This is a genomic window from Rhizobium binxianense (genome assembly GCF_028994275.1).
GTDB lineage: Bacteria > Pseudomonadota > Alphaproteobacteria > Rhizobiales > Rhizobiaceae > Rhizobium > Rhizobium binxianense.
Map to the genome: position 1 here is coordinate 2,871,019 of NZ_CP118713.1, position 24,801 is coordinate 2,895,819.

Consider the following 24,801-nt stretch of genomic DNA (forward strand, 5'->3'; position numbering starts at 1 on the left):
CTATGATGCTGCCCGTGTGGATGGCGGGCAGAGAGAAAAGGACCTGACGCATGGCCGAGACTGGCACTGTAAAATTCTTCAATACCGACAAAGGCTTCGGCTTCATCAAGCCGGACCGGGGCGGCGCCGATATCTTCGTTCACATTTCTGCCGTTCAAGCCTCCGGGCTGGCCGGTCTGACGGAAAACCAGAAGGTAAGCTTCGACACGGAGCCGGATCGCCGTGGCAAAGGCCCGAAGGCCGTCAATCTGCAGATTGCGGGCTGAACCCTTAAACAAGGCTGTCGAATTCGAGTTGAAGCCCGGCAGCAATGCCGGGTTTTGTCGTTCAGCCTTCGTTCAGCTAAAAATCTGTACGACTGTGACCATCGAGAAAGGAACCGGCGTTCGGTTCCCGGGATTAGGATTTATGCCAATGAACAGGCTCGCCAAGACACTTCTGCTGACGGCAACCGCTGCGGCGCTCACCCTTTCCGCCATTGGTGAAGCCTCGGCCCGCGACGGCCACTGGCGCCATGGCAATCATCATGGCAACAACGATGCGTGGGTTGGCGGCGCCGTCGGCCTTGCCACCGGCCTGATCGTCGGCTCTGCCATCGCCAATGCCAATAACGGTCCGGTTTACGAAGAGCGCCGCTACATCGACCCGGCCTACGAACCGGATTATTACGAGCCCGCTCCGGTCTATCGCGCCCCGCGCCGCGTCTATGTCGAGCAGCCACAATATGTCGAGCAGCCGCAATACTACGCGCCGGTCCGCTCGTCAGTGGAGCCTTGGTCGCCGCAATGGCAGCGTTACTGCTCGTATCGTTACCGGTCCTTCGATCCGCGCAGCGGCACCTATATCGGCAATGACGGCCGCAGCCACTTCTGCACCGCCGGCTGATCGCTCAATATCCCCGATGCCAAGCGCCGCTTTTCAGCGGCGTTTTTGTTTTCAGAGCAATTCCAGCAAAAGTGTGCAGCGGTTTTGCCAGGCAAAGCGTGAAACGCTTTTGCCGGGAATTGCGTAAAAACAAAGAGATAGAGCATTTTCGTGATTCGAAGAAAAACGGAAATGCTCTACCCCTGTTCAACCCGCCTTCTGTTCCCGGGACGTCGGCTCCGTCTCGCCATCCGGCTCGAAATCGGTCGAGACACTGACGGCGCGCCATTCCCGATCAGCTTCGATACGCGCAGCATCCGCTTTCTCGACATTGCGCACGGCATCGCTGCCGAGCAGCAGCCGGAGCGGCGGCGCATCGAGGCCGGCGATATGGATGATGACCGCAGCCGCTTTGGCAGGATCTCCGGGCTGGCGACCATTATACTCACGCTGGAAGCGCACGGTCGCGCCGACCGTCTCCGCATAGTCCTGCCGCCCTTCGGCAAGCACCGTCGAGGCGCCGGCGAAATCGGTCCTGAAGCCGCCGGGCTCAATCACCGTCACTTTGATGCCGAATGGCGCAACCTCTTTCGACAACACCTCGGAAAAGCCCTCGACAGCGAATTTCGCCGCCGAATAGGCGCCGCGCCCGGCAGGTCCGATCCGGCCGCCGACGGATGAGAACTGGATGATATGCCCCGCCCGCTGCCCGCGCATCAGAGCGATGACCGCCTTGGTCATGATGATCGTGCCGAACAGGTTGGTCTCGATCTGGGCGCGGAAATCGGCAAGGCTGGCATCTTCGATCGAGGAGACATTGCCGTAACCGGCATTGTTGACAAGCACGTCGATGCGACCAAACCTCTTCACGCCAGCCTCGACCGCGGCCGCGGCCGCGGCCTCGTCCGTCACGTCGAGGGCCAGCGTCAAAACCTGGCCGCCATACCGTTCGGAAAGATCGGCAAGCTGGGCAGGATCGCGCGCCGTCGCCACCAGATTGTCGCCAGAGGCCAGAACCGCCTCCGCCAGTGCTCGGCCGAGACCGCGCGAACTCCCCGTAATCAACCAGACCTTGGACATCGGAAACCTCTCCTTCTTTGGTTCCCGGCTCATGTATGGTCTATTGTATCCGATCGAAAGAAGGTACCCGGACGATCCATACACACCTTGAGGTAACTGAAGTGAGCAACGACATGTTCGATTTCTGCCGCAGTATCACGGACGAACAGGATGCGCGCGCCCGTGTTCTGATCGAGCGGGCGGCGGCGAAATGGCCGCTGCGCATCCTGCATGTACTCTCCGATGCCGGCGCCCCCTTGCGCTTCTCGCGCCTCTTGGAACGGGTCGAGGGCATCAGCCAGAAAGTCCTGACGCAGACTCTGCGCACTCTCGAAAGCGACGGCCTCGTCATCCGCACGCTCTATCCCGAGGTGCCGCCACGCGTCGAATATGAGTTGACACCGCTCGGCCGCGACCTCCTCATGCAGGTCGCTGCGCTCTGGCGCTGGATCGTCGAACACCTGGACGATTTCGATGCGCGCAAAGCCGTGAAACTGACTGCAACAGGCATCTAGGCTGGAATGCGGATCGTAGCTCTCAGTCCACCGAGCGGGCTATCGCCAAGGGTGACGTTGCCGCCGTGGCTGCGGGCGATGTCGCGGGCGATCGCAAGGCCGAGGCCGGTGCCCGACGCATCGAGGTTGCGCGCCATATCCAGCCGGAAGAATGGCTTGAACACGTCCTCGCGGTTCTTTTCAGGAATGCCCGGCCCGTCATCGTCGAAAACCACCGTCAGCCATTTGGCATTGTGCTTGGCCTCGATGTCGAGCCTGTCGGCATAACGGCGTGCGTTCGAGGCAAGGTTGGTGACCAGACGCATGAAGGCGTTCGGCCTGACCGATATGTCGTCGTCGCCTTCGATCGAATAGCTGAGTTTTTTGCCGTGCAGGGCGAAATCCGATTCCAGCTTCGCGAAGATCTCGCTCAGTTTCAGCTCTCCGACATCCTCTTCGACCTCGCCGCGCGCGAAGGCCATATAGGCCTCCAGCATGGTCTGCATGTCGTTGACGTCGTCGTTCAGCCCATTCAGGTCGGGATTGTCGCCGGCCAGCGCCAATTGCAGCTTGAAGCGGGTCAGGATGGTGCGCAGATCATGACTGACGCCGGAGAGCATCGCCGTTCGCTGCTCGATCTGCCGTTCGATTCGCTCGCGCATCAGAATGAAGGCAAGACCGGCGCGCCGGACTTCGTCGGCGCCGCGCGGATGGAAATTGTCGGGCTTCTGCCCCTTGCCGAAGCTTTCGGCCGCTCGCGCCAGCATCAGGATCGGCCGGATCTGCCCACGCAGGAAGAGGATCGAGATGCCGATCAGCACCAGCGAGGTGCCGACCATCCAGACGATGAAGATATGCGTGTTCGAGGCATAGGTCTGGCTGCGCTTGGTCAGCACCCGCAGGATCTTGTTATCGAGCTTGATGCGGATCTCGACGAGGTTCGAGTTGCCGACCGTGTCGATCCAGAAAGGCCGGTGGATCTCGTCGGTGATCTCGTCGCTGAGGATGCCGTCGAGGATCGAGAAGAACGGCTTGACACGCGGCGGCGGCAGGTCGCCGTCCGGCTCGATCGAGATCTGCAGGCTGAGCTGGTCGCGGGCGATGCGGATGATTTCGCTATAGTCGGAATTCTGCGGGTAGGTCTCGATGATCTCGATGATCGCCGCGATGTCGCGGGTGACGGCAAGCGACAGCCGCTCCGTCACCATCTGCCAGTGGCGCTCCATGAAGACGGCGGCGACGACGGATTGCAACAGCACCATCGGAATGATGATGATCAGCAGTGAGCGCGCGTAAAGCCCGGTCGGCAGCCGCCGGCGCAGCCAGCGGACGATCCAGCGCCAGCCCGGCGCAGAACTGCGGTCTTCCCGCCGCAAGCTGTCGATCGTCACCATCAGCGCCGGTCCTGATCTTGAGTTTAATCGATGCTCAGCCTGTATCCGATACCGCGCACCGTCTGCAGCCAGACGGGGTTGGCCGGATCTTCCTCGATCTTGCGCCGCAGCCGGTTGATCTGCACGTCGATCGTTCGCTCGCCCACCTCGGTGTCGTTGCCGATCAGCTCGTGACGCGGGATCGTATCGCCGGCGCGGCGCGCAAAGAGCAGCATGATCTCCTGCTCGCGGTCGGTGAGCCGGATCACCTCGCTGGCCTTCTTCAGCTCCTTGCGAGTCAGCGAGAAGGTGTAGGGACCAAACATCACCTGTTCGATCTTCGGCCCCTCGCCGCCGGCATTGCGGCGCAGGATGTTGTTGATGCGCAGCACCAGTTCGCGCGGATCGAAGGGCTTGGAAAGATAGTCGTCGGCCCCCGCCTCCAACCCTTCGATGCGATTGCCCGATTCCGCCAGCGCCGTCAGCATGATGATCGGCACGTTCTTGATGGCGCGAAGCCCACGGGTGACCTCGATGCCGGATTCGCCGGGCATCATCACATCCATGATGATGAGATCGAAATCGAGGCCCGTGAGCTTGCGCTGCGCCTCGGCGCCGTCGGCGGCGACGGTGACGCGGAAGCCGTTCTCGGCGAGATAACGATTGAGCAGCGCGCGGATGCGCGAGTCGTCGTCGACCACCAGCAGATGCGCCGCATCGTCGGAAATACCTGTCTTGACCGCCATTCAATCCGCCTTCTGTCTGTCCCGCATCCCTCTGAGGAAAGCTTTTACGCCCTCCCGCACCTCCGCAGAAGCCCCTTCGAATGCCCGCTCAATGCGGCGCGATTGCGGCTCGGCAAGGGCAAGCGCCAGCTCCCGTCCGGATTTCGTCGGATAGAGCTTGCGCTGCCGCCGGTCCTCAGGCCCCGCCACCTGGCGAATATAACCTGAATCGATCAGCTGTTTCAGCACCCTTGCAAGGCTCTGCTTGGTGATCCGCAGCGTATCGAGAAGATCGGCCACCGTCATGCCGGGATTGCGGTTGACGAAATGCACGACCCGGTGATGCGCCCGACCGAAGCCGCTCTTTTCGAGGATGGCGTCAGGATCGGAAACGAAATCGCGATAGGCAAAGAAGAACTGCTCGATGATCTCGAAATCGATCATGTCGGTATCTTCCATCGCCGTGGCCAGCGGCTCCGGCTTGCCCGCTTTCGGACCGGTCTGTCGTGACACTCGGCATTTCCTTTCTTTTTCCCAGCACAGCCGGAAACTTTCGCGAAGATATGTCAATTTTATTGGCGTATCTTGCGTCGCTGCTGGCTCCCCGTGCTCTGCCGGGAGCCCCACACGGCCTCTCGTTTCCCTGGAAACCAAATCCCGTCCGGCACTCCGACGCACCGCGCAATTTCCCCTTGCGTCTGTGGATAAAACGTAATGGGGACAACAATCAACAGGCATGGCGCCCGCGGCGACCGTCGGGCTATTGAAGCGCCAGGATTTCCAGGATGCCTATACCGCCCGATTGCCTGGCGCGGCAGCGAAATGATGGGCGTTTCGGCGCAGGCCAATCGCATCAACGTCACCATCGCCGTCTGGGCAATGGGGCAGCTCTTTCAACCCGACCGAGAAGTTGCAGAGCAACCGGCTCGACATCGCCGAACACCGTCGTCCGGATCCGAAGACCGCGCCCTGCGCCTCCAAGGCGGCCGGTCTCTCCGTGATCTGCACTTGTTTCCAAGCACGCCGCTGCAGCCAAGAGTTATGCGGATGCGATAATGCTCGATTATGAACGATCACTCGCCAGACCGTGATCGAACTCGCCAAACGCCGCAGCATTGCCGTGATCGAGCGCAGGATTTCCGAACCCTGATAAACGACGACTTAAAGGAGTCTATCCCGCGGCGGTCGCCGCCGAATAAGATCCGTCACGCGTTCGCTCCGGCCGGAGTGTCTGGCCTTTTACCTATGTGCCCGCGCCATAACCAGTCCGGCGAGCGTCGAGAGAATGCCGCCGCCGATGAGACCGCCGATGCCGTCGGCGATCAGGCCGGTCATCGCCGCTTCGCCGCCGACCATGCTGACCAGCATGCCGCCGGCCACGCCGCCGATCGCGCCTGCGATCGTGCGGGCGACGATATTCAGTGCCTGCTGCTTCAAGGCGGCGCTTGCGGCGTTACCGCCGATGGCGCCTGCTATTAATTGGATGACGAGCGGAAGTAGCGCTTCCATGATTTCCTCCTGTGGCGATCTCCCCGATCGCCGATCCATGCCGAACCTTCAGCATATTAGCATTTTATCATATTTCGGAGGAAAGCGTTAAGAAAAATCAACCGATGCGGGATTAAGGCAAGGCAGAACTGGCCCGGAACGAGGCGGCCTGACGTCCGCCTCGCCCTCAGTTTTTGCCAATCGCGTCATTGATAGACGTAGACGATCCGGCGCGTACCGGGATCGACCAGCACCGGCCGGTCGTTGATCCTCGTATAGCGGTACTCGTAGTCGGGAATCGTCTGGAAGGTGACGTCGGCAGGCACCTGCGCGCCGACGACGACATCGCCGCCGAGCCGCACGGTGTCAGCCGGGTTGGTCTCGATATAGGTGCGGACCGTCTCAGGTGGCGTGATGGTTTCGACCGACCCGACGGGGCCGAGCAATTCGTCGCCAGGCGCCGGTTGAGGCTCGGCGGGAACGACACTTCCGGTCGACTCGTAGGTCACGACGGGAACGCCTATCTCGGCGCGGTGCTGTTCAACGATGACCGGGCTGCCGCCGCGGTCGACCTGCAGATAATCGGCATAGACCCAGCCGCGCATACCATTGACGTCGACACGGCACCAGCGGCTGCCTTCGATACAGCCGTCGAGCACCGCGGTCGAGCCACGCGTGGCAAGACCGACTGCCGGATATTGCGGGCCAGGGCCGGCGCGGACGTTGAGATCATTGACGGTCGTCGCCATCATCTCCGCCTGCGCAAGACCGCCGCTCGCCAGGAGCACGGCTCCCGCCAGCAGAATGTTTCTCTTCAAGGTCATAGGAGCGTCTCCTTGGTTTCGATGGGCGGACAACGCGCCGGGTTCGACGATGTTCCCATGCGCTCCCCCTGCGCGAAACACTACTTATGGGAGATTCCATGCAACTGCTTTGAAGGATTGGACAAAACTCGATTTTTTCGCCCGGTGATGATGGTGAAGAGAGGCATAAATTCTTGTTGCAGTCCGTCTTTTTGCCGTGAGGCAGGCCGCGGAGGCAGAAGATTCCGGCTGTCCTTGCATTCGTTTCGGACTATACCCTGAGCATCGTAGACACTAAGCGAGGCACTTATGGGCATGCTCCAAGCCGGCATCATTCCGGTGACACCCTTCCAGCAAAATTGCACGATCTTCTTCGATGCCGATACCAAGGAAGGCGTCGTCGTCGATCCGGGCGGCGACGTGCCGCTGATCCAACAGGCGATCGCGCAAAACGGCCTGACCATCAAGGAAATCTGGCTGACCCACGGCCATCTCGACCATGCCGGTGGGGCCAGCGAACTGAAGGAGGCCTTGAACGTCGACGTGGTTGGCCCGCATCAGGACGACCTGCCGCTGCTGCAGCGGATCGAGTCCCAGGCCGCAAAATATGGTATATCGGGATTGCGCAACGTCCTGCCCGACCGCTGGCTGAAGGATGGCGACAAGATCTCCTTCGGTACCCACGAATTCGAGGTCTATCACGCGCCCGGCCATGCGCCCGGCCACGTCATCTATTTCAACCGCACACAGAATTTCGCCCATCTCGGCGATGTGCTCTTCAACGGCTCGATCGGGCGGACGGACCTGCCCGGCGGCAATCATCAGCAGCTTCTCGATTCGATCCGCGATAAGGTATTGCCGCTCGGCGACGACGTCGGCTTCATCTGCGGCCACGGCCCCGGCAGCCGCATCGGCGATGAACGGCGGAGCAATCCATTTCTGCAGGAAATCAGAGCCGGCGGGGCATCCGGCACGAACGCATCAGGCCAAACGCCTGGTAAGACGATCTGAGCTCACGCTCACATCAGCTTCCTGCCGTTCGGCACCGGCTGCTCGACGGCCGCCAGCACAATCGCGCCGTTCTCGTCCTCGAAACCCAGTGTCAGCACCTCCGAGCGGAACGGCCCGATCTGGCGCGGCGGGAAGTTGACGACGCTGAGCACCTGCCGGCCGATCAGGCTTTCCGGCGTATAATGGACGGTGATCTGCGCCGAGGATTTTTTCGTGCCGATGTCGGGGCCGAAATCGATCACCAGTTTGAATGCCGGCTTGCGCGCTTCCGGAAAGGGAGCGACCTCGACGATCGTACCGACGCGGATGTCGACGCGCTCGAAATCGTTGTAGGTGATCTCTTCCGCCATGTCTGCGTCAGCCCGCCAACTCTTCAGCCCGCTTGCGCGCCGCCGCAAGCGCAGCATCGAACAGAGGCTGCATGCCGTTTTCGGCCATCAGCACGGCGAGTGCGGCCGCCGTCGTGCCGCCAGGAGAGGTCACATTCTGCCGCAGCCGCGAAGCGTCGTCGGGGGACTGGTGCAAAAGTTCACCAGCCCCCGCGACTGTTTCCCGCGCAAGACGCATGGCGAGGTCCGCCTGCAAGCCGAGTTTACGGCCTGCCTCCGCCATACATTCGACGAGATAGAACACATAGGCAGGACCGCTGCCCGAAAGCGCCGTTACGGCATCGATATCAGCCTCGGCGGGCACCCATTCGACCGGACCCGAGACACTGAGAAGCGAATGGACACGCTCACGCTGCTGAGCGCCGACACCGGCATTGGCAAAGGCGCCGGTGACGCCGCGCCCGACCATAGCAGGCGTGTTCGGCATGGCCCGCACCATGGCGGCTTTGCCGAGATGTCTCTCGAGGAAACCGAGCGTCTTGCCGGCCGCGACCGAAACCACGACCGTTTCCGTGCCGACGGCGCTCTTCACCGCCGGCAACACCGTTTCCATCACCTGCGGTTTGACCGCCAGAAACAGAACGCTGGCCTTCAGATCCGCCGGAAGCGCGGTCAGATGCTTCGCACCCGCCTCACTGATCGTCGCGAGCATTGCCGGTGAGGGGCCGGGATCGACGACGATGACGGCCGAGCCCGGGACGCCGCTCTTCAGCCAGCCGGAGAGCATCGCCCCGCCCATGTTTCCGGCACCGATCAGGACGACGGGTTTTTCCGAGGAGAAAGCCTTCGTCGGCATCTTATGCCTCTCCAACCGTTTCGAACAGCACGGCTTCCATCGCCTTCGTTGCCTCCATGCCGGACCAGACGACGAACTGGAATGCCTGGAAATAGGCCTCGCAGGTGTCGAGCGCGCTGGACAGCAGCACCTCAACCTGGCGGTTGGTCGGCTCCGCACCGCCGGCAAGCAGCAGTGACTGGCGAAAAATCACGACATCTTCCTGGCGCCAGAGGTCGAAATGCCCCATCAGCACCTGCCCGTTGATCGCCGAGAGCAGCTTGACCACCTCGTTGACCCTGATGTCGGGAACTTTGATATCGAAGGCGCAACCAAGGTGCAGCGCCTCGAACTCCTCCATCCAGGAGAAGGAGACATGGTAGTCCGTCCAGCGACCCTCGACCGTCATCGCGATCTCGTCCTCGCCGGACCGTTCGAACGACCAGTCGTTGTTGGAGGCAACGTACTCGATCATATCGACCGGGTTCGACTGACGCTCGACTTCCAATTCCATCAGGTTCATGCAGCACCTTCTTGACCGGAACGAATGCGACTAACTTGGTGTACGAACACAAGAAAAGACACACGCAAATACCGGAACCACCACTCGGATGATCGTTGAACCGCTGCCAGACTTAACGCAGATAACCTGCCCGGAGCTTACCAAGTCGCTTCGAATCATCATTTAAAATCAGTGTATAGCGCCCCTTGCCCCCTGCCAGCCCCCAGAAGGGAAAATAGGACCGGCCACTGTGGAAAGGCTCTTCGAAATTCAATTCAGAAGGGAGAATAAGCGACTCTGCGAATTGGCTTTTTTGGCAGTGTCCACAGGTGGAAAACTCACCTGAATTTTTTATGAAAGATGCGGCATGTGGCAACAAGGCCATGCCGCATCCTGCGTCGTATCGGGACTTTCAGACATGTCCCGCAGATGTGGGCAGCGGTTTTACGATCGCGACGTGTTTTAATGGCCTTCGCCGGTAAGTTTTGCCTCAAGTGCCGCGATGCGGGCAGCAAGCGCCTCGTTTTCGTCGCGCGCCTTGATCGCCATCTCGCGCACGGCTTCGAACTCCTCGCGCTTGACGATATCCATGCTGTTCAGCCAGCGCTCGGCCTGAGCGTTGAAGGCGGTTTCGATCTCCTTGCGGACGCCCTGGGCGGCGCCGGCCGCATCGGTCATCAGCTTGGCGAATTCGTCCATGATGCGGTTCGTTCCGGTCGTCATGGCGTTTTTCTCCCTTGGCATGAGGTGAATTCAGCCCTTCGGGGCCTCGAAGATTGAGGTAGGGCTTCACCACCCGCGATGCAAGCGCTTTGCATCGGATAAGCTTGCCGGAACCGGCCGCGAAGGAGCCATCACGAACAATGGACTTGACCGTCCGGGATCGCAGCGGCATGTTCCGCCGACCTCAACGGATGGGAAAACCTTGCCGATAGCCGCCGATCTCCTTGCCATCATGCCTTTCCCGGATATCGATCCGATTGCCGTTTCGATCGGTCCGCTGGCGATTCACTGGTACGGTCTCGCTTATGTCGCCGGCATCCTGCTCGGCTGGGCCTATGCGCGCCGCCTCGCCGCCAACGACAGTCTCTGGCCCGGCAATCGCGCGCCGATATCAAGGACGCAGCTCGATGATTTCATCGTCTGGGCAGCCCTCGGCGTCGTGCTTGGCGGTCGTCTCGGCTATATTTTCTTCTATGATCTTCCGGCCGTCCTGCGCAGCCCCATCCGTGCGCTCGAGATCTGGAACGGCGGCATGTCCTTCCATGGCGGCCTGACCGGCACGACGATCGCCATGATCCTCTTTGCCCGCCGCAACGCCATCCCGACCTGGAGCCTGTTCGACATCGTCGCGACAGTCGTTCCCTTCGGTCTGTTCTTCGGCCGCATCGCCAACTTCATCAATGGCGAACTCTGGGGCCGGTTGACCGACGTGCCCTGGGCCGTGGTCTTCCCGACCGGCGGTCCCTTCGCCCGCCACCCGAGCCAGCTCTACGAGGCCGGCCTCGAAGGCATTGTTCTGCTCCTGGTGCTGGCCGCCCTCGTCTACGGCATGCGCGCCCTGAAAAGCCCGGGCTTCATCACAGGCGTTTTCGTCTGCGGTTATGCGCTGTCGCGCATCTTCGTCGAGTTCTTCCGCGAGCCCGACGCCCAACTCGGTTACCTCCTCGGCACCAACTGGCTGACCATGGGCATGGTCCTCTCCTCCCCGATGATCCTGCTCGGCCTCTGGGCGATGCTGCGGGCTCGCCGCCAGGCTGCGCTGCAGCTCTAATACGGCAGGACGCGACATGACCACCGCTCTCGGCGAAAAGATCAAGGCGATCATCCAGGCCAACGGCCCGATCAGCGTCACCGATTATTTCTCGCTGTGCCTGGCCGATCCCGAACATGGCTATTACCGCACCCGCGAGCCCTTCGGCCGTTCCGGCGATTTCGTCACAGCACCCGAGGTCAGTCAGATTTTCGGCGAGATGATCGGCGTCTTCATCGTCCATGCCTGGCAACGCCATGGGACGCCGGCGGACGTGCGCCTCGTCGAGATCGGCCCCGGCCGCGGCACCATGATGGCGGATATGCTGCGCGTCATCTCCCGCATCGCCCCGCCGCTCCTGGATGCGATGACCGTGCATCTCGTCGAAACCAGCGAACGCCTGCGCGACGTTCAGAGCCAGACGCTCGAGGATTACGGCGACAAGATCGCCTGGCACAACGGTTTCGACGAAGTACCGTCGGGCTTCACGCTGATCGCCGCCAACGAGCTGTTCGACGCTATCCCGATCCGCCAGTTCGTCCGCACGCAGACGGGCTTCCGCGAGCGCATGGTCGGGCTCGATGCCGATGGCGAACTGACTTTCGCCGCCGGCGTCGCCGGTCTCGATCCAGCACTTCTCCCGGAATCGGTGCAGAACCTGCCGCTCGGCACGCTCTTCGAGATCTCGCCTGCCCGCCAGGCGGTGATGATGGCGATCTGCGAGCGGCTGCGCGCCTTCGGCGGAACGGCGCTCGCGATCGACTACGGCCATCTCGTCACCGGCTTCGGCGATACGCTGCAGGCCGTGCGCATGCATGAATTCGACCCCCCGCTCGCCCATCCCGGTGAAGCCGATCTGACGAGCCATGTCGACTTCCAGCAGCTCGCCGAAACGGCGCTTGCAGCCGGCGTCCATCTGAACGGCGCCCTGCATCAGGGTGATTTTCTGACCGGTCTCGGCATCCTCGAGCGCGCCGCCGCCCTCGGCAAAGATCGCGAACTGCAAACCCAGCAAGTCATCCAGGCCGCAGTCGAACGGCTCGCCGGCGCCGGTGAAGGCCGGATGGGTGAACTCTTCAAGGTGATGGCGGTCTCTCATCCCGCCATCGACCTCATGCCCTTTCGTCCGGTGGATTGACAGGGCGCACGCGGCTGGTTCAACATCCCAGCGAAACAAGAACTTGAAGCGCGCCGCCGGTGCGATGCGCTTGGGACAATAACAAACCCCTTAAAAACCCCGGAATCACAGATGCAGGACGCGGCCTCTCCCGCACCGATCGAAAGCGCGCTGCTGAACGAAGCGGCGGGCAGCACCATCCGCCACGGTTATTTCACCCGAGCCGGCGGCGTTTCCGAAGGGATCTATCGTGGCCTCAATGTCGGCCTCGGCTCCAGCGACGAACGCGACAAGGTTATGGAAAACCGCCGCCGCGTTGCCGCCTGGTTCAGCCTGCCGATCGAGCGGCTGGCGACCGTGCATCAGGTCCATTCCCCGGATGTCGCGACGATCGGCGTCGATTACGACGGCGCCCGCCCCGAGGCGGATGCGATGGTGACCGCCACGCCTGGCATTGCGCTTGGCGTGCTCGCCGCCGATTGCGGCCCGATCCTTTTTGCCGATCCCGACAATCGCGTCATCGGCGCTGCCCATGCCGGCTGGAAGGGCGCGCTGACTGGCGTGCTCGAAAACACCATCGCTGCCATGGAAGCGCTGGGGGCCGAACGCGCTTGCATTGTCGCCTGCCTCGGCCCCTCGATCAGCCAGGCAAGCTATGAGGTCGGCCCGGAATTCGTCGACCGCTTCATCGCCGAGGATCCGGATTACGAGCGCTTCTTCGTACCGTCAGCAACATCAGGGCACGCCATGTTCGATCTGCCGGCACTGACCATCGACAGGCTGGCCCGGGCCGGCGTGCGGGCCGAAAGCCTTGGCCTTTGCACCTATCCGGATAGCGAGCGCTTCTTTTCCTACCGCAGGACGACGCATCGTAAAGAACCGGACTACGGCCGCCAGATTTCAGCGATATCAATCAGGGAGACTTGAGCAGAATGGCACTCCATTTCGAAAAGGCCGAGTTCGCAAGCCGGCTTGCGCGCCTCACCGAAAAGATGAAGGAAGAAAAACTCGACGCCCTGCTGCTCTTCGCTCAGGAAAGTATGTACTGGCTGACCGGCTACGACACCTTCGGCTACTGCTTCTTCCAGACGCTGGTCGTCAAGAGCGACGGCACCATGGCGCTGATCACCCGCTCGGCCGATCTTCGCCAGGCCAGGCATACCTCGATCCTCGAGGACATCCACGTCTGGGTCGACCGGGTCAACGCCGATCCGACGCTCGACCTGAAGAACCTGCTGGTCGAGATGGATCTGCTCGGCGCCCGCATCGGTGTCGAATATGATACGCACGGCATGACCGGCCGCGTCGCCCGCCTGCTCGACGCGCAGCTGACCGCCTTCGGCCAGATCGTCGACGCTTCCTATCTCGTCAGCCGCCTTCGCCTGATCAAAAGCCCGACCGAACTCGCCTATGTCGAGCGCGCCGCCGTTCTCGCCGACGATGCACTCGATGCCGCGATCCGGCTGACCAAACCCGGCGCCGACGAGGCCGATATCCTCGCCGCCATGCAGGGCGCGATCTTTTCCGGCGGCGGCGACTATCCCGCCAACGAATTCATCATCGGCTCTGCCGCCGATGCCCTGCTCTGCCGCTACAAGGCCGGCCGCCGCAAGCTCGACGCCAACGACCAGCTGACGCTCGAATGGGCCGGTGCCTATGCCCATTACCATGCCGCCATGATGCGCACGATCGTCATCGGCGAACCGACGCACCGCCACCGCGAGCTCTACAACGCCTGCCGCGAGACGATCGAGGCGATCGAGACCGTGCTGAAGCCCGGCCATACATTCGGCGATGTCTTCGACATGCATGCCAGGATCATCGATGAGCGCGGCCTTGCCCGCCATCGGCTGAATGCCTGCGGCTATTCGCTCGGCGCCCGCTTCTCGCCCTCCTGGATGGAGCATCAGATGTTCCATGTCGGCAATCCGCAGCCGATCGAGCCGAACATGTCGCTCTTCGTGCACATGATCATCGCCGATTCCGATACGGGCACGGCGATGACGCTCGGCCAGACCTATCTGACGACAGCGGATGCGCCACGTGCGCTCTCCCGCCATCCGCTCGATTTCATCGGGCTTTAAAGATCGAGCTTGCTCCGGTTGATAATCCGGAATTGACAGAGGACCTTCCCCACCCGCATAAATTCGGGTGGGGCTGATGCGATTGTGGGAAGGACGGATCAAGGGATGACGCGAGCTGCGATTGTGCCCACGCTCCTGGTCGTCATGGCTCTGCTAACCGCTTGCAACACCACCGATGCGCTGACGCCGCAGGTCGATATCGGCGATTCTTCCGGGCGCCCGTCGTCGAGCCCGGTGACCCAGAGCGAAGCCGAGCGTTTGGCGGGCGCCCGTCAGCCGGGGTTTACCGGAAGCCCGCAGCCCGGCGGCTACCATCCAGCCTATGATCAGTCGCAGCGGGCCTATCGGCCCGGCCCCGGCGCGCCGCCGACGACGATGCAGGAACAGGCTGACGCCCTGTCGAGGAACAGCTCCTCGCCGGCCGCCTCCGCCCCGATCGAGGGACAAGCGCTGCCGCCGCCGGCTTCAGACGGTGGGCTGGACGCACAGTCGGCGCAGCCGGCCGAAGCGCAACAGCCGCAGCAGACCGCCGCCGTCAGCCCCAACGCCTCTTCCCGCGGCAATACCGTGCGCTTCCTGCCGATCATCGGCGCTCCGGTGCAGGCGGTGACGCCGCTCTCGCGCCAACTCGGCGCCGAGGCGCGGGCCCACGGCCTCTCCATCAAGAGTTCGACCGATGCGAGCAGCGATTACATTCTCAAAGGCTATCTGTCCGCCTTCAGCGACGACGGCAAGGTCACCGTAGTCTATGTCTGGGACGTTCTCGACAGTGGCGGCGGCCGCCTGCACCGCATCCAGGGGCAGGAAAGCGTGCCGACGGCCGCGGCCGATCCCTGGGCGGGCGTCCCGGCCTCGGTGATGCAGCAGATCGGCTCGAAAACCATCGCGGAATTCTCCTCCTGGCGGCAGACGCAGGGCGGTTAGTCACAAACTTTTTGCAAATATCAAAGCCTGTGACGCCTTTCCCCTTGCATTCATGGGGAAGCTGGCTAAAAAGCGCGGCTATCAGCGCATAACAGGCGGACCAAAATGAAGGTTTTCGCAGGCAATTCGAACCGGCAACTCGCCGAAGCGATCTGCACCTATCTCAATGTTCCCTTGGGGAAAGCCAGTGTCCGAAGGTTTGCCGATCAGGAAATCTTCGTGGAAATCCAGGAGAATGTGCGCGGCGAGGACGTTTTCCTCGTACAGCCCACCGCCTTTCCTGCCAACGACCACCTGATGGAATTGCTGATCATGATCGACGCGATGCGTCGCTCCTCGGCACGCCGCATCACGGCGGTTCTTCCCTATTTCGGCTATGCCCGTCAGGACCGTCGTGCTTCAGGCCGCACACCGATCTCCGCCAAGCTGGTTGCAAACCTGATTACCGAAGCCGGCGCCGACCGCGTCATGACGCTCGATCTCCACGCAGGTCAGATCCAGGGCTTTTTCGATATACCCACAGACAATCTCTTCGCCCTGCCCGTCCTGACGCGCGACATCAAGAGTCATTATGACCTCAGCAACGTCATGGTCGTCTCGCCGGATGTCGGCGGCGTGGTTCGCGCCCGCGCGCTTGCCAAGCGGCTGGACTGTCTTCTGGCCATCGTCGACAAGCGTCGCGATCGGCCGGGTGAATCCGAAGTGATGAACATCATCGGCGACATCGCCGGCAAGGACTGCCTGCTGATCGACGACATCGTCGATTCCGGCGGCACGCTCTGCAACGCTGCCGACGCGATGTTGGCCCAGGGCGCATCCAGCGTCACCGCCTATATCACCCACGGCGTCCTCTCCGGCGGCGCTGTCACCCGCGTCACCTCGTCGAAGCTTCGCGAACTCGTGATCACGGATTCGATCCAGCCGACCACGGCCGTGCTCTCGGCACACAATATCCGCATTGTGACGACGGCGCCGCTGATCGGCGAAGCCATCAGCCGAACGGCCCAGGAAGAGTCCGTCTCCAGCCTCTTCGATTAAACAGAGCCGGCATCCGACCGGCTCTTTCAATTTCTGCATCAGATGGACCAGCCATTACCGGGCTCACCGAGCCGCATGAATTGCGGGCCGTTGATTGGCCCGGAGCAAACCGCTGTGCCGATCGTTGGTCTCGGCGAAGTTTGTGACGCAGGATGCAAAAAAGCCGGCACAACGCCGGCCCTTTCACTTCTGATCCCAATTGATAATGCTTAAGGCTGCTGCTGCTGCTGCGGCGGCGCAGGTACCGCGTCCTGACCCTGATCCGGTTCCTGCTCCGACTCCAGCCCCGTATTTTGATCCTGATCCTCATCCGGACCATCAGGCCCCTTGATCTGCTGGCCGTTGATCGCCACGGAACCATCGCGGCTGACACTGATGTCCCAGCGCGAGCGGCCGTCCGCATCGGTCTTGGCAAAGCCCTTCACCATCATGATGCCGAAGGAAACCTGGTTGAGGTCGGGATCCGTCTTGGCAAGCTCCTGGACCGCGGCGATCGTCTTGTCGAGATCGCGGGCAAGGATCGTCGCCTCCATCGAATAGTCCTTCTCGGTGTCGACCCGCCCCTCGATCTTGCCCGTTACGTCGACGTCGTAAACATCGGACTTGGCGCTGACCTTCGGAAATTCGACGGCGATCCGGCCGTCGCGGAAGAGCTTCTTGCCCATCTCCTCGCCGCTCGTCTCCGGCGCCTTGTCATTGAAATCCATCGCCATGAAGGCCTCGCCAAAGGTGGCGAAATCCAGATTCGGCATGGCGAGTTGCAGCTCGAAGCTGGTCGGTAGGAAAGGCGAATAGCTTGCCGGCATCAGCGGGCTGTCGAAGCTGATGTCCTGCGCATTCATGCCGAAGCCGAAACGCATGGCGTTGCTCGGCCCGTCCACAGCTAGGTTGTAACCGAACGCCTTGACGCCGGCATTCCCCATCTGGCTGCTGACGGCCAGATTATTGACCCCGATCGTCTCGCTGAACGAGGCAAGAATCGGAAAGGCTTCCTTGAGCATCCCCTTGATCTTGTCGCTGTTTTCGGGGCTCAACTCCTTCTCGTCGAGATGGTCGAGAACGAAAAGAACGATCTCGCGGATTTGCTTGGCCGGCAGGCCGTTCACCTTGGCCTCGACATCGATCGAGTCGGCGCGGATTTCAACGGGTGGCATTTGGAGGCCGGAAACCTGCTCGACGAAATTCGACATCGTGCCGCTGCCGACAAAATCGATACGCCCATTGCCGCCGGCGCTGTCCGTCGAGCTCAGCTTCTGGTCCATCCCGGCGATGCTGGCATGCACTTCCTCGGTCTCGGACTTGCTGGAAAGCTTGATGTCCTTGGCCGTGGCGGTGCCGGAGCGCAGATAGCTTATCGCCGGGTCGAAGACGCCGCTGTAGACAAGCGAAGCGATGGAATAGGAGAAATCCGCCGGCTTCTGGTCTGGGCCTTTGAAATGGCCGGAAACATCAAGCTTGTTGTCACCTTCGATATTCCAGAGCCCGCTGTCGAGCGGCGTGGCGAACATCGAGAACGGCGTCAGGCCGTTGATTGCGAATGTCGCCGGATCGGCCTTGGCAAGCAGCTTCGCCAGATCGTAGATGATCTCGTAGCGAGCCCCTGCCGGATTGACGGTGACGAGGCCGCTCTTGGCCAGATCCTGGGGAAGGAGCTTCGTCAGGGTGTCCTTGACTGCATTGGCGCCGTCCTGGTTGATCTCGACGCTCTGGGCCGTGGTGACAAGGCAAAGTGCCAGCAAGCTCGTTGCCGTGACAAGTTTGAGACGCATAGTCCGATTTTCTCCTCAGCCGCTTTTTTTAGTGCGGCCATCCAAAGATGCGAAGCGCGCCGATGTCAACCTCAACGGTGGCGGGAATGCCGATTTTGCCGTTTGCGGGACCAGGAATACGATCACCGCGATGTCGGGCGCGGTTTCGGCTTGCCGAAGCGCGTTTCACCGGAAAGCAGCCTGAATCCGCAACTTGCGTTTCCGAGCGACTTATAATATAGGCCACCGGTCCGCGTAGACACCCTTGGAGGCAACGCGGATGAGGTTGGGGAAACCCGCCTCCGGTTCGTCGGAACAAGGCTTTTGCCCGCCGCTGAACTCTCCAAATAACCTCGAAAGGAATAGCCATGAGCCAGGAAACTTACGAGCTCAAGGCCGAGGCGCGCGAACGGGTTGGTAAGGGGTCCGCCCGTGAACTTCGCCGCAACGGTTTGATTCCCGCTGTCATCTATGGTGACAAGCAGGCCCCCATTGCCATCGCTCTCAACACCAATGAGGTGACGAAGCGCATTCATGCCGGTGGTTTCATGACCACCGTGGCGACGATCGAAGTCGACGGCAAGAAGTTCAAGGTTCTGCCGAAGGACTATCAGCTCGATCCGGTCCGTGACTTCACGATGCACGTCGATTTTCTGCGCGTCTCCGGCAACACCCAGGTGACCGTCGAAATCCCCGTTCACTTCATCAACGAAGAGAAGTCCCCGGGCATCAAGGTCGGCGGCGTTCTGAACATTGTTCGCCACGAAGTCGAAGTCCATTGCCCGGCCGATGCGATCCCTGAATTCTTCAACGTTGACCTCAACGGCAAGAAGATCGGCGACAGCATCCATATTTCGGAAGTCACCCTGCCGAAGGGCGTCACGACGGTCATCGACCGCGACTTCACGATCGCGACCATCATTGCCCCGGCTGGCGGCATTGACGAGGCCGCTGCGGAAGGCGGAGCCGAAGCCTGATCGCTTCGAGCAATTTGTAAAGCATAGGGCCCGCTTCCCCCTGGGAAGCGGGCTTTTCATTGCCCGGAAAGAGCTCCGTTTCAGCAAATTTAACATATTCGTGAAAGCATGCCCCGTCAGCTGCGATGAAGCCTGCCCGAACGCGCGACAGCAAATATGGCCGGCCTGGGGGAGTAGACGGAACCATGAACAATTCCGTTGAGAACAGATTTTTTGCGATTGTTTGCGGAGCGCTGCTTGTTTTTGTCGCTCCTCTCTTTGTTCTCTTCCTTTTTCTTTCCTCGGAACGGGCCGACAAGGAAATACGCGATCATATTTCCGTTCTTCTTGTCGCCAATGCCCAGGCGCTGGCAAAACCGCTCTGGGACCTCGATGAGGACAGCGTCACCCAGATCAGCGCGACGGTCGTTTCCCAGGGCGCCATCGTCAAGGTCGAAGTGCGCGACCAGTCGGGCCAGCTCGACGTCAGCCAGTCCACTATTCCGCGCTCCTTCGACGGCAAGCTCGTGCAGGTGTCGCGCGCCATCATCTACAACACCGTCGACGGCCCGAAGAACCTCGGCAGCATCAGCGTCTATTATCCCGCGCTCGGCCTGTTTTCCGGCCTGAAGCAGGAAGAGGTCGTCTTCATCTCGATCTTCATCTTCGCCGTGCTGACCGTTTTCGGCACGGCGCTGATCGGCAACCGTTTCTTCGTCATCCAGCCGCTCCTGCGGCTGACGGCAGCAATCGAGGCCACCCGCCAGCTGGGCTCCCGTCATCATGTCGACTGGCAGTCGAACGACGAGATGGGACGGCTTGCCCGCAGCTTCAACGAGATGCAGACAAAGCTTGAAAGCGAGGAAAAGGAGCTGAAGCTCGCCCACCGCCGCGCCACCGACATCTATAATCTGACGCCCGCCATGCTCTTCTCGCTCGACGAGGAGGATCGCATCACCGCCGTCAGCGATTACTGGCTGCTTGCCACAGGTTATAACCGCGCCGCCGTCATCGGCCGCAACTTCGCCGATCTCGTCACATCGACCACCCGCGACAAGTTCGTCCGGCGCCGCCAGGCCGAGAGCGGCATGACCGTCACCGTCAAGTTCGTCTGCCTGGACGGCCGCACCATGGACGTCCTCATCATGGAATCGGAGGCGGAAGCCGGCGCTCACGACCGCCTGTCGCTATCGGTCATGACCGATGTGACCGAACTCAAGGCCTCCGAGGACCGCAACCACCACCAGGCGATCACCGATCACCTGACCGGGCTTCTCAATCGCCAGGGCTTCGAAGCCGTCCTCGACAACAAGATCGCCGCCGCCGACGCAGCCGGCCAGGAGCTTGCCTGCCTCTTCGTCGATCTCGATCGCTTCAAGTGGATCAACGACAATATGGGCCATGCCGCCGGCGACATGGCGCTGGTCGAGCTCGTCGAACGCCTGAAGACCTTTCTTGCCCCTTCCGATGAGGCGGCCCGTCTCGGCGGCGACGAATTTGCCATCCTGCTGCCGGCCAAGGACGCCGAAAAACGCGCCAAGATGATGTGCGAGCAGATCGCCTCGATCTTCGAAACGCCGTTCGCCCCCGACATGCATTTGAGTGCTTCCGTCGGCATCGCCATCTATCCGCACCACGCCGCAACCGCGGCCGAACTGCTGCAGAAGTCCGACCTGGCAATGTATGCCAAGAAACGCGACGGCAAGAATGGCGCGCAGCTCTTCGACAACGCCATGCTCGACCGCGCCCGCAGCCGCGCCGAGATCGAAGCCAATATCGAAGCCGGCCTAGTCGACGACTGGTTCGAGGCCTTCCTGCAGCCGATCGTCAATCTGAACGGTCGCGGCATTGCCGGTTTCGAAGCGCTGATGCGCCTCAACCATCCGCAGAAGGGCTTGATGCCGCCGGCCGAGATCATCAGCGTCGCCGAAGAGACGGCAAAGATCGTCCGCGTCGGCAACGTCATTATGGAAAAGGCGATCGCCAATCTCGCGAAGATTTCCCGGATATCGGGCATGCAGGACACCTATCTCGCCATCAATTTCTCGCCGCTGCAGTTCGAGCCGGCGCTGCCGGCCCGCCTTGCCGCCATCGTCGGTCGCCATGGCATCCGCCCCGAGCGCATCGTCGTCGAGATCACCGAGGCCGTGCTGATGCACGACAACCCGCAAATTCGCATGATCGTCACCGAGCTTCGCCGTTTCGGCTGCCGCATCGCGCTGGACGATTTCGGCACCGGCTATTCGTCGCTGAGCTACCTCAACCGCTTCCCTGTCGATATCATCAAGATAGACCAGTCCTTCACCCGCGCGATCAACGACGGCGACGACGACGTGCGCCAGAAGAGCCGCATGCTGATCGAAGGCATTACCACGCTCTCGCACAAGATGAATTGCACCGTCATCGCCGAGGGCATCGAGACCGAAGAGGAATGCCGCACGCTTCACCAGATGGGGCTTGACTACGGCCAGGGCTACCTCTTCCATCGTCCGCAGCATGCAAGCACGCTCATCGAGCAATTGGTGGGCTCACAATCGGCCGTGGCGCGCGCCTCGTGAATGAAGAACGAAGGAGATTGATATGATGAAAAAGCTCCTGCTTCTCGCATGCCTGGCACTGCCCGGTGTTGCCCATGCGCAGACGGTGACTTTCACCACCGAGGATTATGCCCCCTTCAACTATCGCGAAGGCAAGGAGATCAAGGGCGCGACCGTCGAGCAGGTCGAAAAGGTTATGGCCGCGATCGGTATCGACTACACGCTCGAGGTCATGCCCTGGGCGCGCGCCTATGGCCTTGCCCGCACGACGCCGATGACCTGCGTCTTTGCCACCGCCCACAATAGCGCGCGCGACCCGCTGTTCAAATGGATCGAGCCGCTGCTCATCGACCGCAACATCCTGATTACCCGTAAGGGCTCGGGGGTCACCGCCGCCAATCTGGACGAGGCGAAGAAATATACGATCGGCACCCAGCGCGAGGATTACACCGAGACGATCCTCAAGGAGAAGGGCTTCACCAAGCTCGACGTCGCTAGCGATTTCAACGCCACGCTGCGCAAGCTGCTGAACGGGCGCATCGACATGATGCCGATCTCCGAACTCTATTTCGATAAGCTGAAAGCCGACCAGCCGGTGGAATTGGTGACCGTGCTGTCCGCCCAGCCGATGGGCATCGCCTGTGAGAAGAGCTTTCCGGACGATCTGCGCGCCAGGATGCAGGCTGCCCTCGACAAGCTGATCGCCGATGGCGACCAGAAGCAGATCTTCATGAAATACGGCATGAACCTTGTGGACTGACGCCGCCCGGCAGGCCGTTGCCCTTTCCGCTTGACTTTGCTTTCGTTTCGCGGTGGTGAACGGCGGGAAGTTTTAGCGAGGGAAGACAGGCCATGCTGATTATCGCGGGTCTCGGCAATCCCGGCGGCAAATACGCCGGCAACCGCCACAATATCGGCTTCATGGCCGTCGACGCCATCCATCGGCGCCACAGCTTCTCGCCCTGGTCGAAGAAGTTCAGGGCGGAGATCGCCGAGGGCGAACTCGGCGGCGAGAAAGTGCTGCTGGTCAAGCCGCAGACCTTCATGAACCTCTCCGGCGAAGCCGTCGGCGAGGCGATGCGTTTCTACAAGCTCCAGCCCGCCGATCTTGTCGCGATCTACGACGAACTCGACCTTCCCCAGGGCAAAGCGCGACTGAAGACCGGCGGCGGCCATGGCGGCCACAACGGCATCAAGTCGCTGGACGCCCATTGCGGTAAGGAATACCGCCGGCTGCGCCTCGGCATCGGCCATCCCGGCGTCAAGGAAATGGTGCAGAACCATGTGCTCGGCGATTTCGCCAAGGCCGACAAGGTCTGGCTGGAGCCGCTGCTCGATACGCTCGCCGACAATGCCGACATGCTGGTGCGAAACGAGGATTCGCAGCTGATGAATAAGATCGCGCTGGCGCTCGGCGGCAAGATCGAGGAAGAGAAACCGCGGAAGGAAAGCGAGAAGAAGCCGGCCGGCCAGTCGCATATCCGCCAAGCCCGCAACAGCAATCAGCCGAAACTTCCCGTCACCGGGCCGATGGCCGAGATGCTGAAGAAGATGTTCGGCAACAAAGGGGAATGAAGGTCGTGGCGGATCACGATCAGGACCGGGATTTCGCCATCCGCCCCGCCGCATCAGGCGACCTCCCGGGGCTGACCGTCCTCTACCGGCATTTGAACCCGACGGATCCGCTTCTCGACGAAACCATGGCTGAAGAGCGCTTCTGTGCCATCCTCGCCCAGCCCGGCATGACAGTATTCATCGGTTTTGCCGGCGACCTCGCCGCTGCCACCGCCACCCTGATCGTCGTGCGGAACTTGACGCGGAGCGGCGCCTCCTATGCGCTGATTGAGAACGTGGTCACCCACGCCGACCACCGCCAGCGCGGTTATGCCGGCGCCGTCATCGGCCATGCGGTGACTGAGTCCTGGAAGAGCGGCTGCTACAAGGTGATGTTGCTCACCGGCTCGAAGAACCCGGCGACGCTGCGCTTCTACGAGAATTGCGGCTTCATCAGCGACAAGACCGGCTATCAGATCCGCCGGCCCTGAGCCACGCCCGAGCGTGTCTGCTCAACATCATTCCTCGGGTTCGGTGGTGAACATCAGCGGAAAGCCCATGCCCTTGGCAAGGTCGACGCCCTCCTTGGCCTTGGTCTCGGCGATGTCCCTGACGCAGACCACGACCACGCAGGAACCGAGCTTGTGCGCGGTCATCATCACCCGGTAGCCGGTCTCCTCGCTCATGCGGAAGACCGCCTTCAGGATCACGATGACGATTTCGCGCGGCGTATAGTCGTCATTGACGAGAATGACCTTGTAGAGCTTCGGCTTGTCCAGCTTAGGCTTCACCTTGATCTTCGGTTTCAGGGCGACGTCATTGTCACTCATCGGAAAATCCACCCCGTTGATGACATGAAAAAGCGGAAAAACATCCGCCGGTAATATATTGCACCGTCAGCACAGCAGTTCAATCACGGATCAGTCGGCGGAGAGCAGGAGGCAATTCTGGCCGGCTTTTCGAAGGATGGCAGCCGCTTTCCTGTCGAACGTCGCAAAGCTTTCTCCGCCGAGCCTTTCGCCTTCGAACGCAATGACGCCATCCGCGAAATCGCCGCCAACCTCCAAGAACAAAAGACCGCTTGCAACGGCGGCACGATCGAGTGTGACCGTCTCCGCATCTGCAAGATATGTTATCGCCTGCTTCACTTCAGCTGCATCGAATTTATAGAGCCGTCGAAGAACCCAGACTAATTCGCAAAGCGTCTGGTTCGGCACGACGATCCTGTAGGACCGAAGGAACTCTTCGGCCTTCGGACTCTCGACAGGATGGTCCCGCGTGAACATCCGCACGAGAATGTTCGTATCGACGACGACCTTCAAACCTTGTCCTCGCCAGCCCATCCAGCCTCAATCGACTCATTTATTTCATCGATGGAATAGGCTCTGTCGGCCTTGTGCGAAAACATGCCGAACAGGCGCTCGATAGGCACCATCGGCTTGATCGCATGGATGTTACCACTGCCTCTCGGCAGGAGATCGATCTCGATCTCGTCACCGGGCGCTACCCCAAGATGGTCGAGAACCTCTTTCTTGAGGGTCACCTGACCTTTCGCCGTAACCTTGAGCCTGACCATCACAACACTCCCCGCTCCATTGAAAGTAAGG

29 protein-coding genes and 1 pseudogene are annotated in these 24,801 nt (G+C 61.3%); 16 read left to right on the plus strand and 14 right to left on the minus strand.

The window, feature by feature from the left end:
- The first annotated feature begins 50 nt into the window (after positions 1-50).
- Together PO860_RS14255 and PO860_RS14260 are read left to right on the plus strand one after the other, a co-directional pair.
- Positions 51-266 carry a cold-shock protein gene (locus PO860_RS14255; RefSeq protein ID WP_003561293.1) on the plus strand — a complete coding sequence of 72 codons (216 nt, stop codon included), beginning with the start codon at positions 51-53 and terminating at the stop codon, positions 264-266.
- 142 nt (positions 267-408) lie between these two features.
- Positions 409-885: a BA14K family protein gene (locus tag PO860_RS14260; protein WP_273884301.1), complete on the plus strand. Its 477-nt coding sequence runs from the start codon at positions 409-411 to the stop codon at positions 883-885.
- A gap of 186 nt (positions 886-1,071) precedes the next feature.
- Here PO860_RS14260 and PO860_RS14265 read toward each other — a convergent pair whose 3' ends face one another.
- Positions 1,072-1,944 (minus strand): oxidoreductase, encoded by an 873-nt coding sequence (locus tag PO860_RS14265; protein WP_273884302.1) that lies wholly within the window; start codon positions 1,942-1,944, stop codon positions 1,072-1,074.
- A gap of 35 nt (positions 1,945-1,979) precedes the next feature.
- On the opposite strand from PO860_RS14265, the gene PO860_RS14270 reads away from it, so the two are divergent.
- The gene (locus PO860_RS14270) at positions 1,980-2,438 is read left to right on the plus strand and encodes a winged helix-turn-helix transcriptional regulator (protein WP_273884303.1); all 459 of its coding nucleotides are present in this window, start codon (positions 1,980-1,982) and stop codon (positions 2,436-2,438) included.
- Here PO860_RS14270 and PO860_RS14275 read toward each other — a convergent pair.
- Genes PO860_RS14275 through PO860_RS14285 form a run of 3 tightly spaced genes read right to left on the minus strand, consistent with a single transcriptional unit; the run spans position 2,435 to position 5,028 of the window.
- Positions 2,435-3,811, minus strand: a complete 1,377-nt coding sequence (locus PO860_RS14275) for an ATP-binding protein (RefSeq protein ID WP_273884304.1) — start codon at positions 3,809-3,811, stop codon at positions 2,435-2,437. The genes PO860_RS14270 and PO860_RS14275 overlap by 4 nt on opposite strands.
- Before the next feature lie 23 nt (positions 3,812-3,834).
- Positions 3,835-4,536: a response regulator gene (locus tag PO860_RS14280; RefSeq protein ID WP_097620290.1), complete on the minus strand. Its 702-nt coding sequence runs from the start codon at positions 4,534-4,536 to the stop codon at positions 3,835-3,837.
- Positions 4,537-5,028: a MarR family winged helix-turn-helix transcriptional regulator gene (locus PO860_RS14285; protein WP_183608055.1), complete on the minus strand. Its 492-nt coding sequence runs from the start codon at positions 5,026-5,028 to the stop codon at positions 4,537-4,539.
- 232 nt (positions 5,029-5,260) lie between these two features.
- On the opposite strand from PO860_RS14285, the pseudogene PO860_RS14290 reads away from it, so the two are divergent.
- Positions 5,261-5,653 (plus strand): annotated as a pseudogene (locus PO860_RS14290) (aminotransferase class IV); the annotation flags it as partial.
- Positions 5,654-5,754: 101 nt separating this feature from the next.
- Here the strand turns inward: PO860_RS14290 and PO860_RS14295 are convergent.
- Both PO860_RS14295 and PO860_RS14300 read right to left on the minus strand, forming a co-directional pair.
- A complete protein-coding gene (locus PO860_RS14295) occupies positions 5,755-6,024 on the minus strand; it encodes a hypothetical protein (RefSeq protein WP_273884305.1) in 270 nt (89 codons plus the stop codon).
- Positions 6,025-6,209: 185 nt separating this feature from the next.
- Positions 6,210-6,827: a DUF1236 domain-containing protein gene (locus PO860_RS14300; protein WP_183608053.1), complete on the minus strand. Its 618-nt coding sequence runs from the start codon at positions 6,825-6,827 to the stop codon at positions 6,210-6,212.
- Between the two features lie 288 nt (positions 6,828-7,115).
- Between PO860_RS14300 and PO860_RS14305 the strand changes: the two genes are divergently transcribed.
- Entirely contained in the window at positions 7,116-7,817 is a 702-nt protein-coding gene (locus PO860_RS14305; RefSeq protein WP_183608052.1) for an MBL fold metallo-hydrolase, read from the plus strand.
- An 8-nt stretch (positions 7,818-7,825) separates the two neighbouring features.
- Here PO860_RS14305 and PO860_RS14310 read toward each other — a convergent pair whose 3' ends face one another.
- The 4 genes from PO860_RS14310 to PO860_RS14325 all read right to left on the minus strand — a co-directional run bounded on the left by PO860_RS14310 (position 7,826) and on the right by PO860_RS14325 (position 10,206).
- A complete protein-coding gene (locus PO860_RS14310; protein ID WP_183608051.1) occupies positions 7,826-8,167 on the minus strand; it encodes a tRNA-binding protein in 342 nt (113 codons plus the stop codon).
- A gap of 7 nt (positions 8,168-8,174) precedes the next feature.
- Entirely contained in the window at positions 8,175-9,002 is an 828-nt protein-coding gene (gene proC, locus PO860_RS14315; RefSeq protein WP_183608050.1) for a pyrroline-5-carboxylate reductase, read from the minus strand.
- A gap of 1 nt (position 9,003) precedes the next feature.
- Positions 9,004-9,504 carry a type III secretion system chaperone family protein gene (locus PO860_RS14320; protein WP_003541709.1) on the minus strand — a complete coding sequence of 167 codons (501 nt, stop codon included), beginning with the start codon at positions 9,502-9,504 and terminating at the stop codon, positions 9,004-9,006.
- A gap of 441 nt (positions 9,505-9,945) precedes the next feature.
- Complete coding sequence (locus PO860_RS14325; RefSeq protein WP_272781965.1) at positions 9,946-10,206, minus strand: accessory factor UbiK family protein; 261 nt, start codon at positions 10,204-10,206, stop codon at positions 9,946-9,948.
- Positions 10,207-10,408: 202 nt separating this feature from the next.
- On the opposite strand from PO860_RS14325, the gene lgt reads away from it, so the two are divergent.
- The 6 genes from lgt (at position 10,409) to PO860_RS14355 (ending at position 16,399) form a co-directional block, all read left to right on the plus strand.
- Positions 10,409-11,257 carry a prolipoprotein diacylglyceryl transferase gene (gene lgt / locus PO860_RS14330; RefSeq protein ID WP_183608048.1) on the plus strand — a complete coding sequence of 283 codons (849 nt, stop codon included), beginning with the start codon at positions 10,409-10,411 and terminating at the stop codon, positions 11,255-11,257.
- Between the two features lie 16 nt (positions 11,258-11,273).
- Complete coding sequence (locus PO860_RS14335) at positions 11,274-12,374, plus strand: class I SAM-dependent methyltransferase (RefSeq protein WP_183608047.1); 1,101 nt, start codon at positions 11,274-11,276, stop codon at positions 12,372-12,374.
- Positions 12,375-12,485: 111 nt separating this feature from the next.
- The gene (pgeF, locus tag PO860_RS14340; protein ID WP_275037879.1) at positions 12,486-13,280 is read left to right on the plus strand and encodes a peptidoglycan editing factor PgeF; all 795 of its coding nucleotides are present in this window, start codon (positions 12,486-12,488) and stop codon (positions 13,278-13,280) included.
- Positions 13,281-13,285: 5 nt separating this feature from the next.
- Complete coding sequence (locus tag PO860_RS14345) at positions 13,286-14,437, plus strand: M24 family metallopeptidase (RefSeq protein ID WP_273884307.1); 1,152 nt, start codon at positions 13,286-13,288, stop codon at positions 14,435-14,437.
- Positions 14,438-14,542: 105 nt separating this feature from the next.
- A complete protein-coding gene (locus PO860_RS14350) occupies positions 14,543-15,361 on the plus strand; it encodes a hypothetical protein (protein WP_272781960.1) in 819 nt (272 codons plus the stop codon).
- A gap of 105 nt (positions 15,362-15,466) precedes the next feature.
- Positions 15,467-16,399, plus strand: a complete 933-nt coding sequence (locus tag PO860_RS14355) for a ribose-phosphate pyrophosphokinase (protein WP_126911616.1) — start codon at positions 15,467-15,469, stop codon at positions 16,397-16,399.
- Between the two features lie 209 nt (positions 16,400-16,608).
- Here PO860_RS14355 and PO860_RS14360 read toward each other — a convergent pair whose 3' ends face one another.
- Positions 16,609-18,168: a hypothetical protein gene (locus PO860_RS14360; RefSeq protein ID WP_273884308.1), complete on the minus strand. Its 1,560-nt coding sequence runs from the start codon at positions 18,166-18,168 to the stop codon at positions 16,609-16,611.
- A gap of 347 nt (positions 18,169-18,515) precedes the next feature.
- Here PO860_RS14360 and PO860_RS14365 point away from each other — a divergent pair, with 347 nt between their 5' ends.
- The 5 genes from PO860_RS14365 (at position 18,516) to PO860_RS14385 (ending at position 23,685) form a co-directional block, all read left to right on the plus strand.
- Positions 18,516-19,124: a 50S ribosomal protein L25/general stress protein Ctc gene (locus tag PO860_RS14365; RefSeq protein WP_183608042.1), complete on the plus strand. Its 609-nt coding sequence runs from the start codon at positions 18,516-18,518 to the stop codon at positions 19,122-19,124.
- Between the two features lie 185 nt (positions 19,125-19,309).
- Positions 19,310-21,661 (plus strand): EAL domain-containing protein, encoded by a 2,352-nt coding sequence (locus PO860_RS14370; RefSeq protein ID WP_273884309.1) that lies wholly within the window; start codon positions 19,310-19,312, stop codon positions 21,659-21,661.
- 25 nt (positions 21,662-21,686) lie between these two features.
- Complete coding sequence (locus PO860_RS14375) at positions 21,687-22,400, plus strand: substrate-binding periplasmic protein (protein ID WP_183608352.1); 714 nt, start codon at positions 21,687-21,689, stop codon at positions 22,398-22,400.
- 92 nt (positions 22,401-22,492) lie between these two features.
- On the plus strand, positions 22,493-23,215 hold the full coding sequence (gene pth, locus PO860_RS14380; protein ID WP_272781953.1) for an aminoacyl-tRNA hydrolase: 723 nt from the start codon (positions 22,493-22,495) through the stop codon (positions 23,213-23,215).
- Entirely contained in the window at positions 23,212-23,685 is a 474-nt protein-coding gene (locus PO860_RS14385) for a GNAT family N-acetyltransferase (RefSeq protein WP_273884310.1), read from the plus strand. The genes pth and PO860_RS14385 overlap by 4 nt, the downstream gene beginning before the upstream one ends.
- A 27-nt stretch (positions 23,686-23,712) precedes the next feature.
- Here PO860_RS14385 and clpS read toward each other — a convergent pair whose 3' ends face one another.
- From clpS to PO860_RS14400, 3 genes are all read right to left on the minus strand, one after another.
- Positions 23,713-24,024, minus strand: a complete 312-nt coding sequence (gene clpS / locus PO860_RS14390) for an ATP-dependent Clp protease adapter ClpS (protein WP_183608038.1) — start codon at positions 24,022-24,024, stop codon at positions 23,713-23,715.
- A 90-nt stretch (positions 24,025-24,114) separates the two neighbouring features.
- Complete coding sequence (locus PO860_RS14395) at positions 24,115-24,516, minus strand: type II toxin-antitoxin system VapC family toxin (protein ID WP_273881174.1); 402 nt, start codon at positions 24,514-24,516, stop codon at positions 24,115-24,117.
- Positions 24,513-24,770 (minus strand): AbrB/MazE/SpoVT family DNA-binding domain-containing protein, encoded by a 258-nt coding sequence (locus tag PO860_RS14400; protein ID WP_273884311.1) that lies wholly within the window; start codon positions 24,768-24,770, stop codon positions 24,513-24,515. Before PO860_RS14400 ends, PO860_RS14395 begins: the two co-directional genes overlap by 4 nt.
- Positions 24,771-24,801 lie beyond the last annotated feature (31 nt).

Coding starts and splice junctions, on each gene's coding strand:
- PO860_RS14300 (WP_183608053.1), bottom strand. CDS start 6,827: ATGACCTTGAAGAGAAACATTCTGCTGGCGGGAGCCGTGCTCCTGGCG.
- PO860_RS14325 (WP_272781965.1), bottom strand. CDS start 10,206: ATGACGACCGGAACGAACCGCATCATGGACGAATTCGCCAAGCTGATG.
- PO860_RS14270 (WP_273884303.1), top strand. CDS start 1,980: ATGGTCTATTGTATCCGATCGAAAGAAGGTACCCGGACGATCCATACA.
- PO860_RS14320 (WP_003541709.1), bottom strand. CDS start 9,504: ATGAACCTGATGGAATTGGAAGTCGAGCGTCAGTCGAACCCGGTCGAT.
- PO860_RS14335 (WP_183608047.1), top strand. CDS start 11,274: ATGACCACCGCTCTCGGCGAAAAGATCAAGGCGATCATCCAGGCCAAC.
- PO860_RS14375 (WP_183608352.1), top strand. CDS start 21,687: ATGAAAAAGCTCCTGCTTCTCGCATGCCTGGCACTGCCCGGTGTTGCC.
- PO860_RS14305 (WP_183608052.1), top strand. CDS start 7,116: ATGGGCATGCTCCAAGCCGGCATCATTCCGGTGACACCCTTCCAGCAA.
- PO860_RS14280 (WP_097620290.1), bottom strand. CDS start 4,536: ATGGCGGTCAAGACAGGTATTTCCGACGATGCGGCGCATCTGCTGGTG.
- PO860_RS14260 (WP_273884301.1), top strand. CDS start 409: ATGCCAATGAACAGGCTCGCCAAGACACTTCTGCTGACGGCAACCGCT.
- PO860_RS14385 (WP_273884310.1), top strand. CDS start 23,212: ATGAAGGTCGTGGCGGATCACGATCAGGACCGGGATTTCGCCATCCGC.
- PO860_RS14265 (WP_273884302.1), bottom strand. CDS start 1,944: ATGTCCAAGGTCTGGTTGATTACGGGGAGTTCGCGCGGTCTCGGCCGA.
- PO860_RS14350 (WP_272781960.1), top strand. CDS start 14,543: ATGACGCGAGCTGCGATTGTGCCCACGCTCCTGGTCGTCATGGCTCTG.
- pth (WP_272781953.1), top strand. CDS start 22,493: ATGCTGATTATCGCGGGTCTCGGCAATCCCGGCGGCAAATACGCCGGC.
- PO860_RS14355 (WP_126911616.1), top strand. CDS start 15,467: ATGAAGGTTTTCGCAGGCAATTCGAACCGGCAACTCGCCGAAGCGATC.
- pgeF (WP_275037879.1), top strand. CDS start 12,486: ATGCAGGACGCGGCCTCTCCCGCACCGATCGAAAGCGCGCTGCTGAAC.
- PO860_RS14310 (WP_183608051.1), bottom strand. CDS start 8,167: ATGGCGGAAGAGATCACCTACAACGATTTCGAGCGCGTCGACATCCGC.
- PO860_RS14365 (WP_183608042.1), top strand. CDS start 18,516: ATGAGCCAGGAAACTTACGAGCTCAAGGCCGAGGCGCGCGAACGGGTT.
- PO860_RS14370 (WP_273884309.1), top strand. CDS start 19,310: ATGAACAATTCCGTTGAGAACAGATTTTTTGCGATTGTTTGCGGAGCG.
- PO860_RS14400 (WP_273884311.1), bottom strand. CDS start 24,770: ATGGTCAGGCTCAAGGTTACGGCGAAAGGTCAGGTGACCCTCAAGAAA.
- PO860_RS14295 (WP_273884305.1), bottom strand. CDS start 6,024: ATGGAAGCGCTACTTCCGCTCGTCATCCAATTAATAGCAGGCGCCATC.
- proC (WP_183608050.1), bottom strand. CDS start 9,002: ATGCCGACGAAGGCTTTCTCCTCGGAAAAACCCGTCGTCCTGATCGGT.
- PO860_RS14345 (WP_273884307.1), top strand. CDS start 13,286: ATGGCACTCCATTTCGAAAAGGCCGAGTTCGCAAGCCGGCTTGCGCGC.
- PO860_RS14275 (WP_273884304.1), bottom strand. CDS start 3,811: ATGGTGACGATCGACAGCTTGCGGCGGGAAGACCGCAGTTCTGCGCCG.
- clpS (WP_183608038.1), bottom strand. CDS start 24,024: ATGAGTGACAATGACGTCGCCCTGAAACCGAAGATCAAGGTGAAGCCT.
- PO860_RS14255 (WP_003561293.1), top strand. CDS start 51: ATGGCCGAGACTGGCACTGTAAAATTCTTCAATACCGACAAAGGCTTC.
- PO860_RS14360 (WP_273884308.1), bottom strand. CDS start 18,168: ATGCGTCTCAAACTTGTCACGGCAACGAGCTTGCTGGCACTTTGCCTT.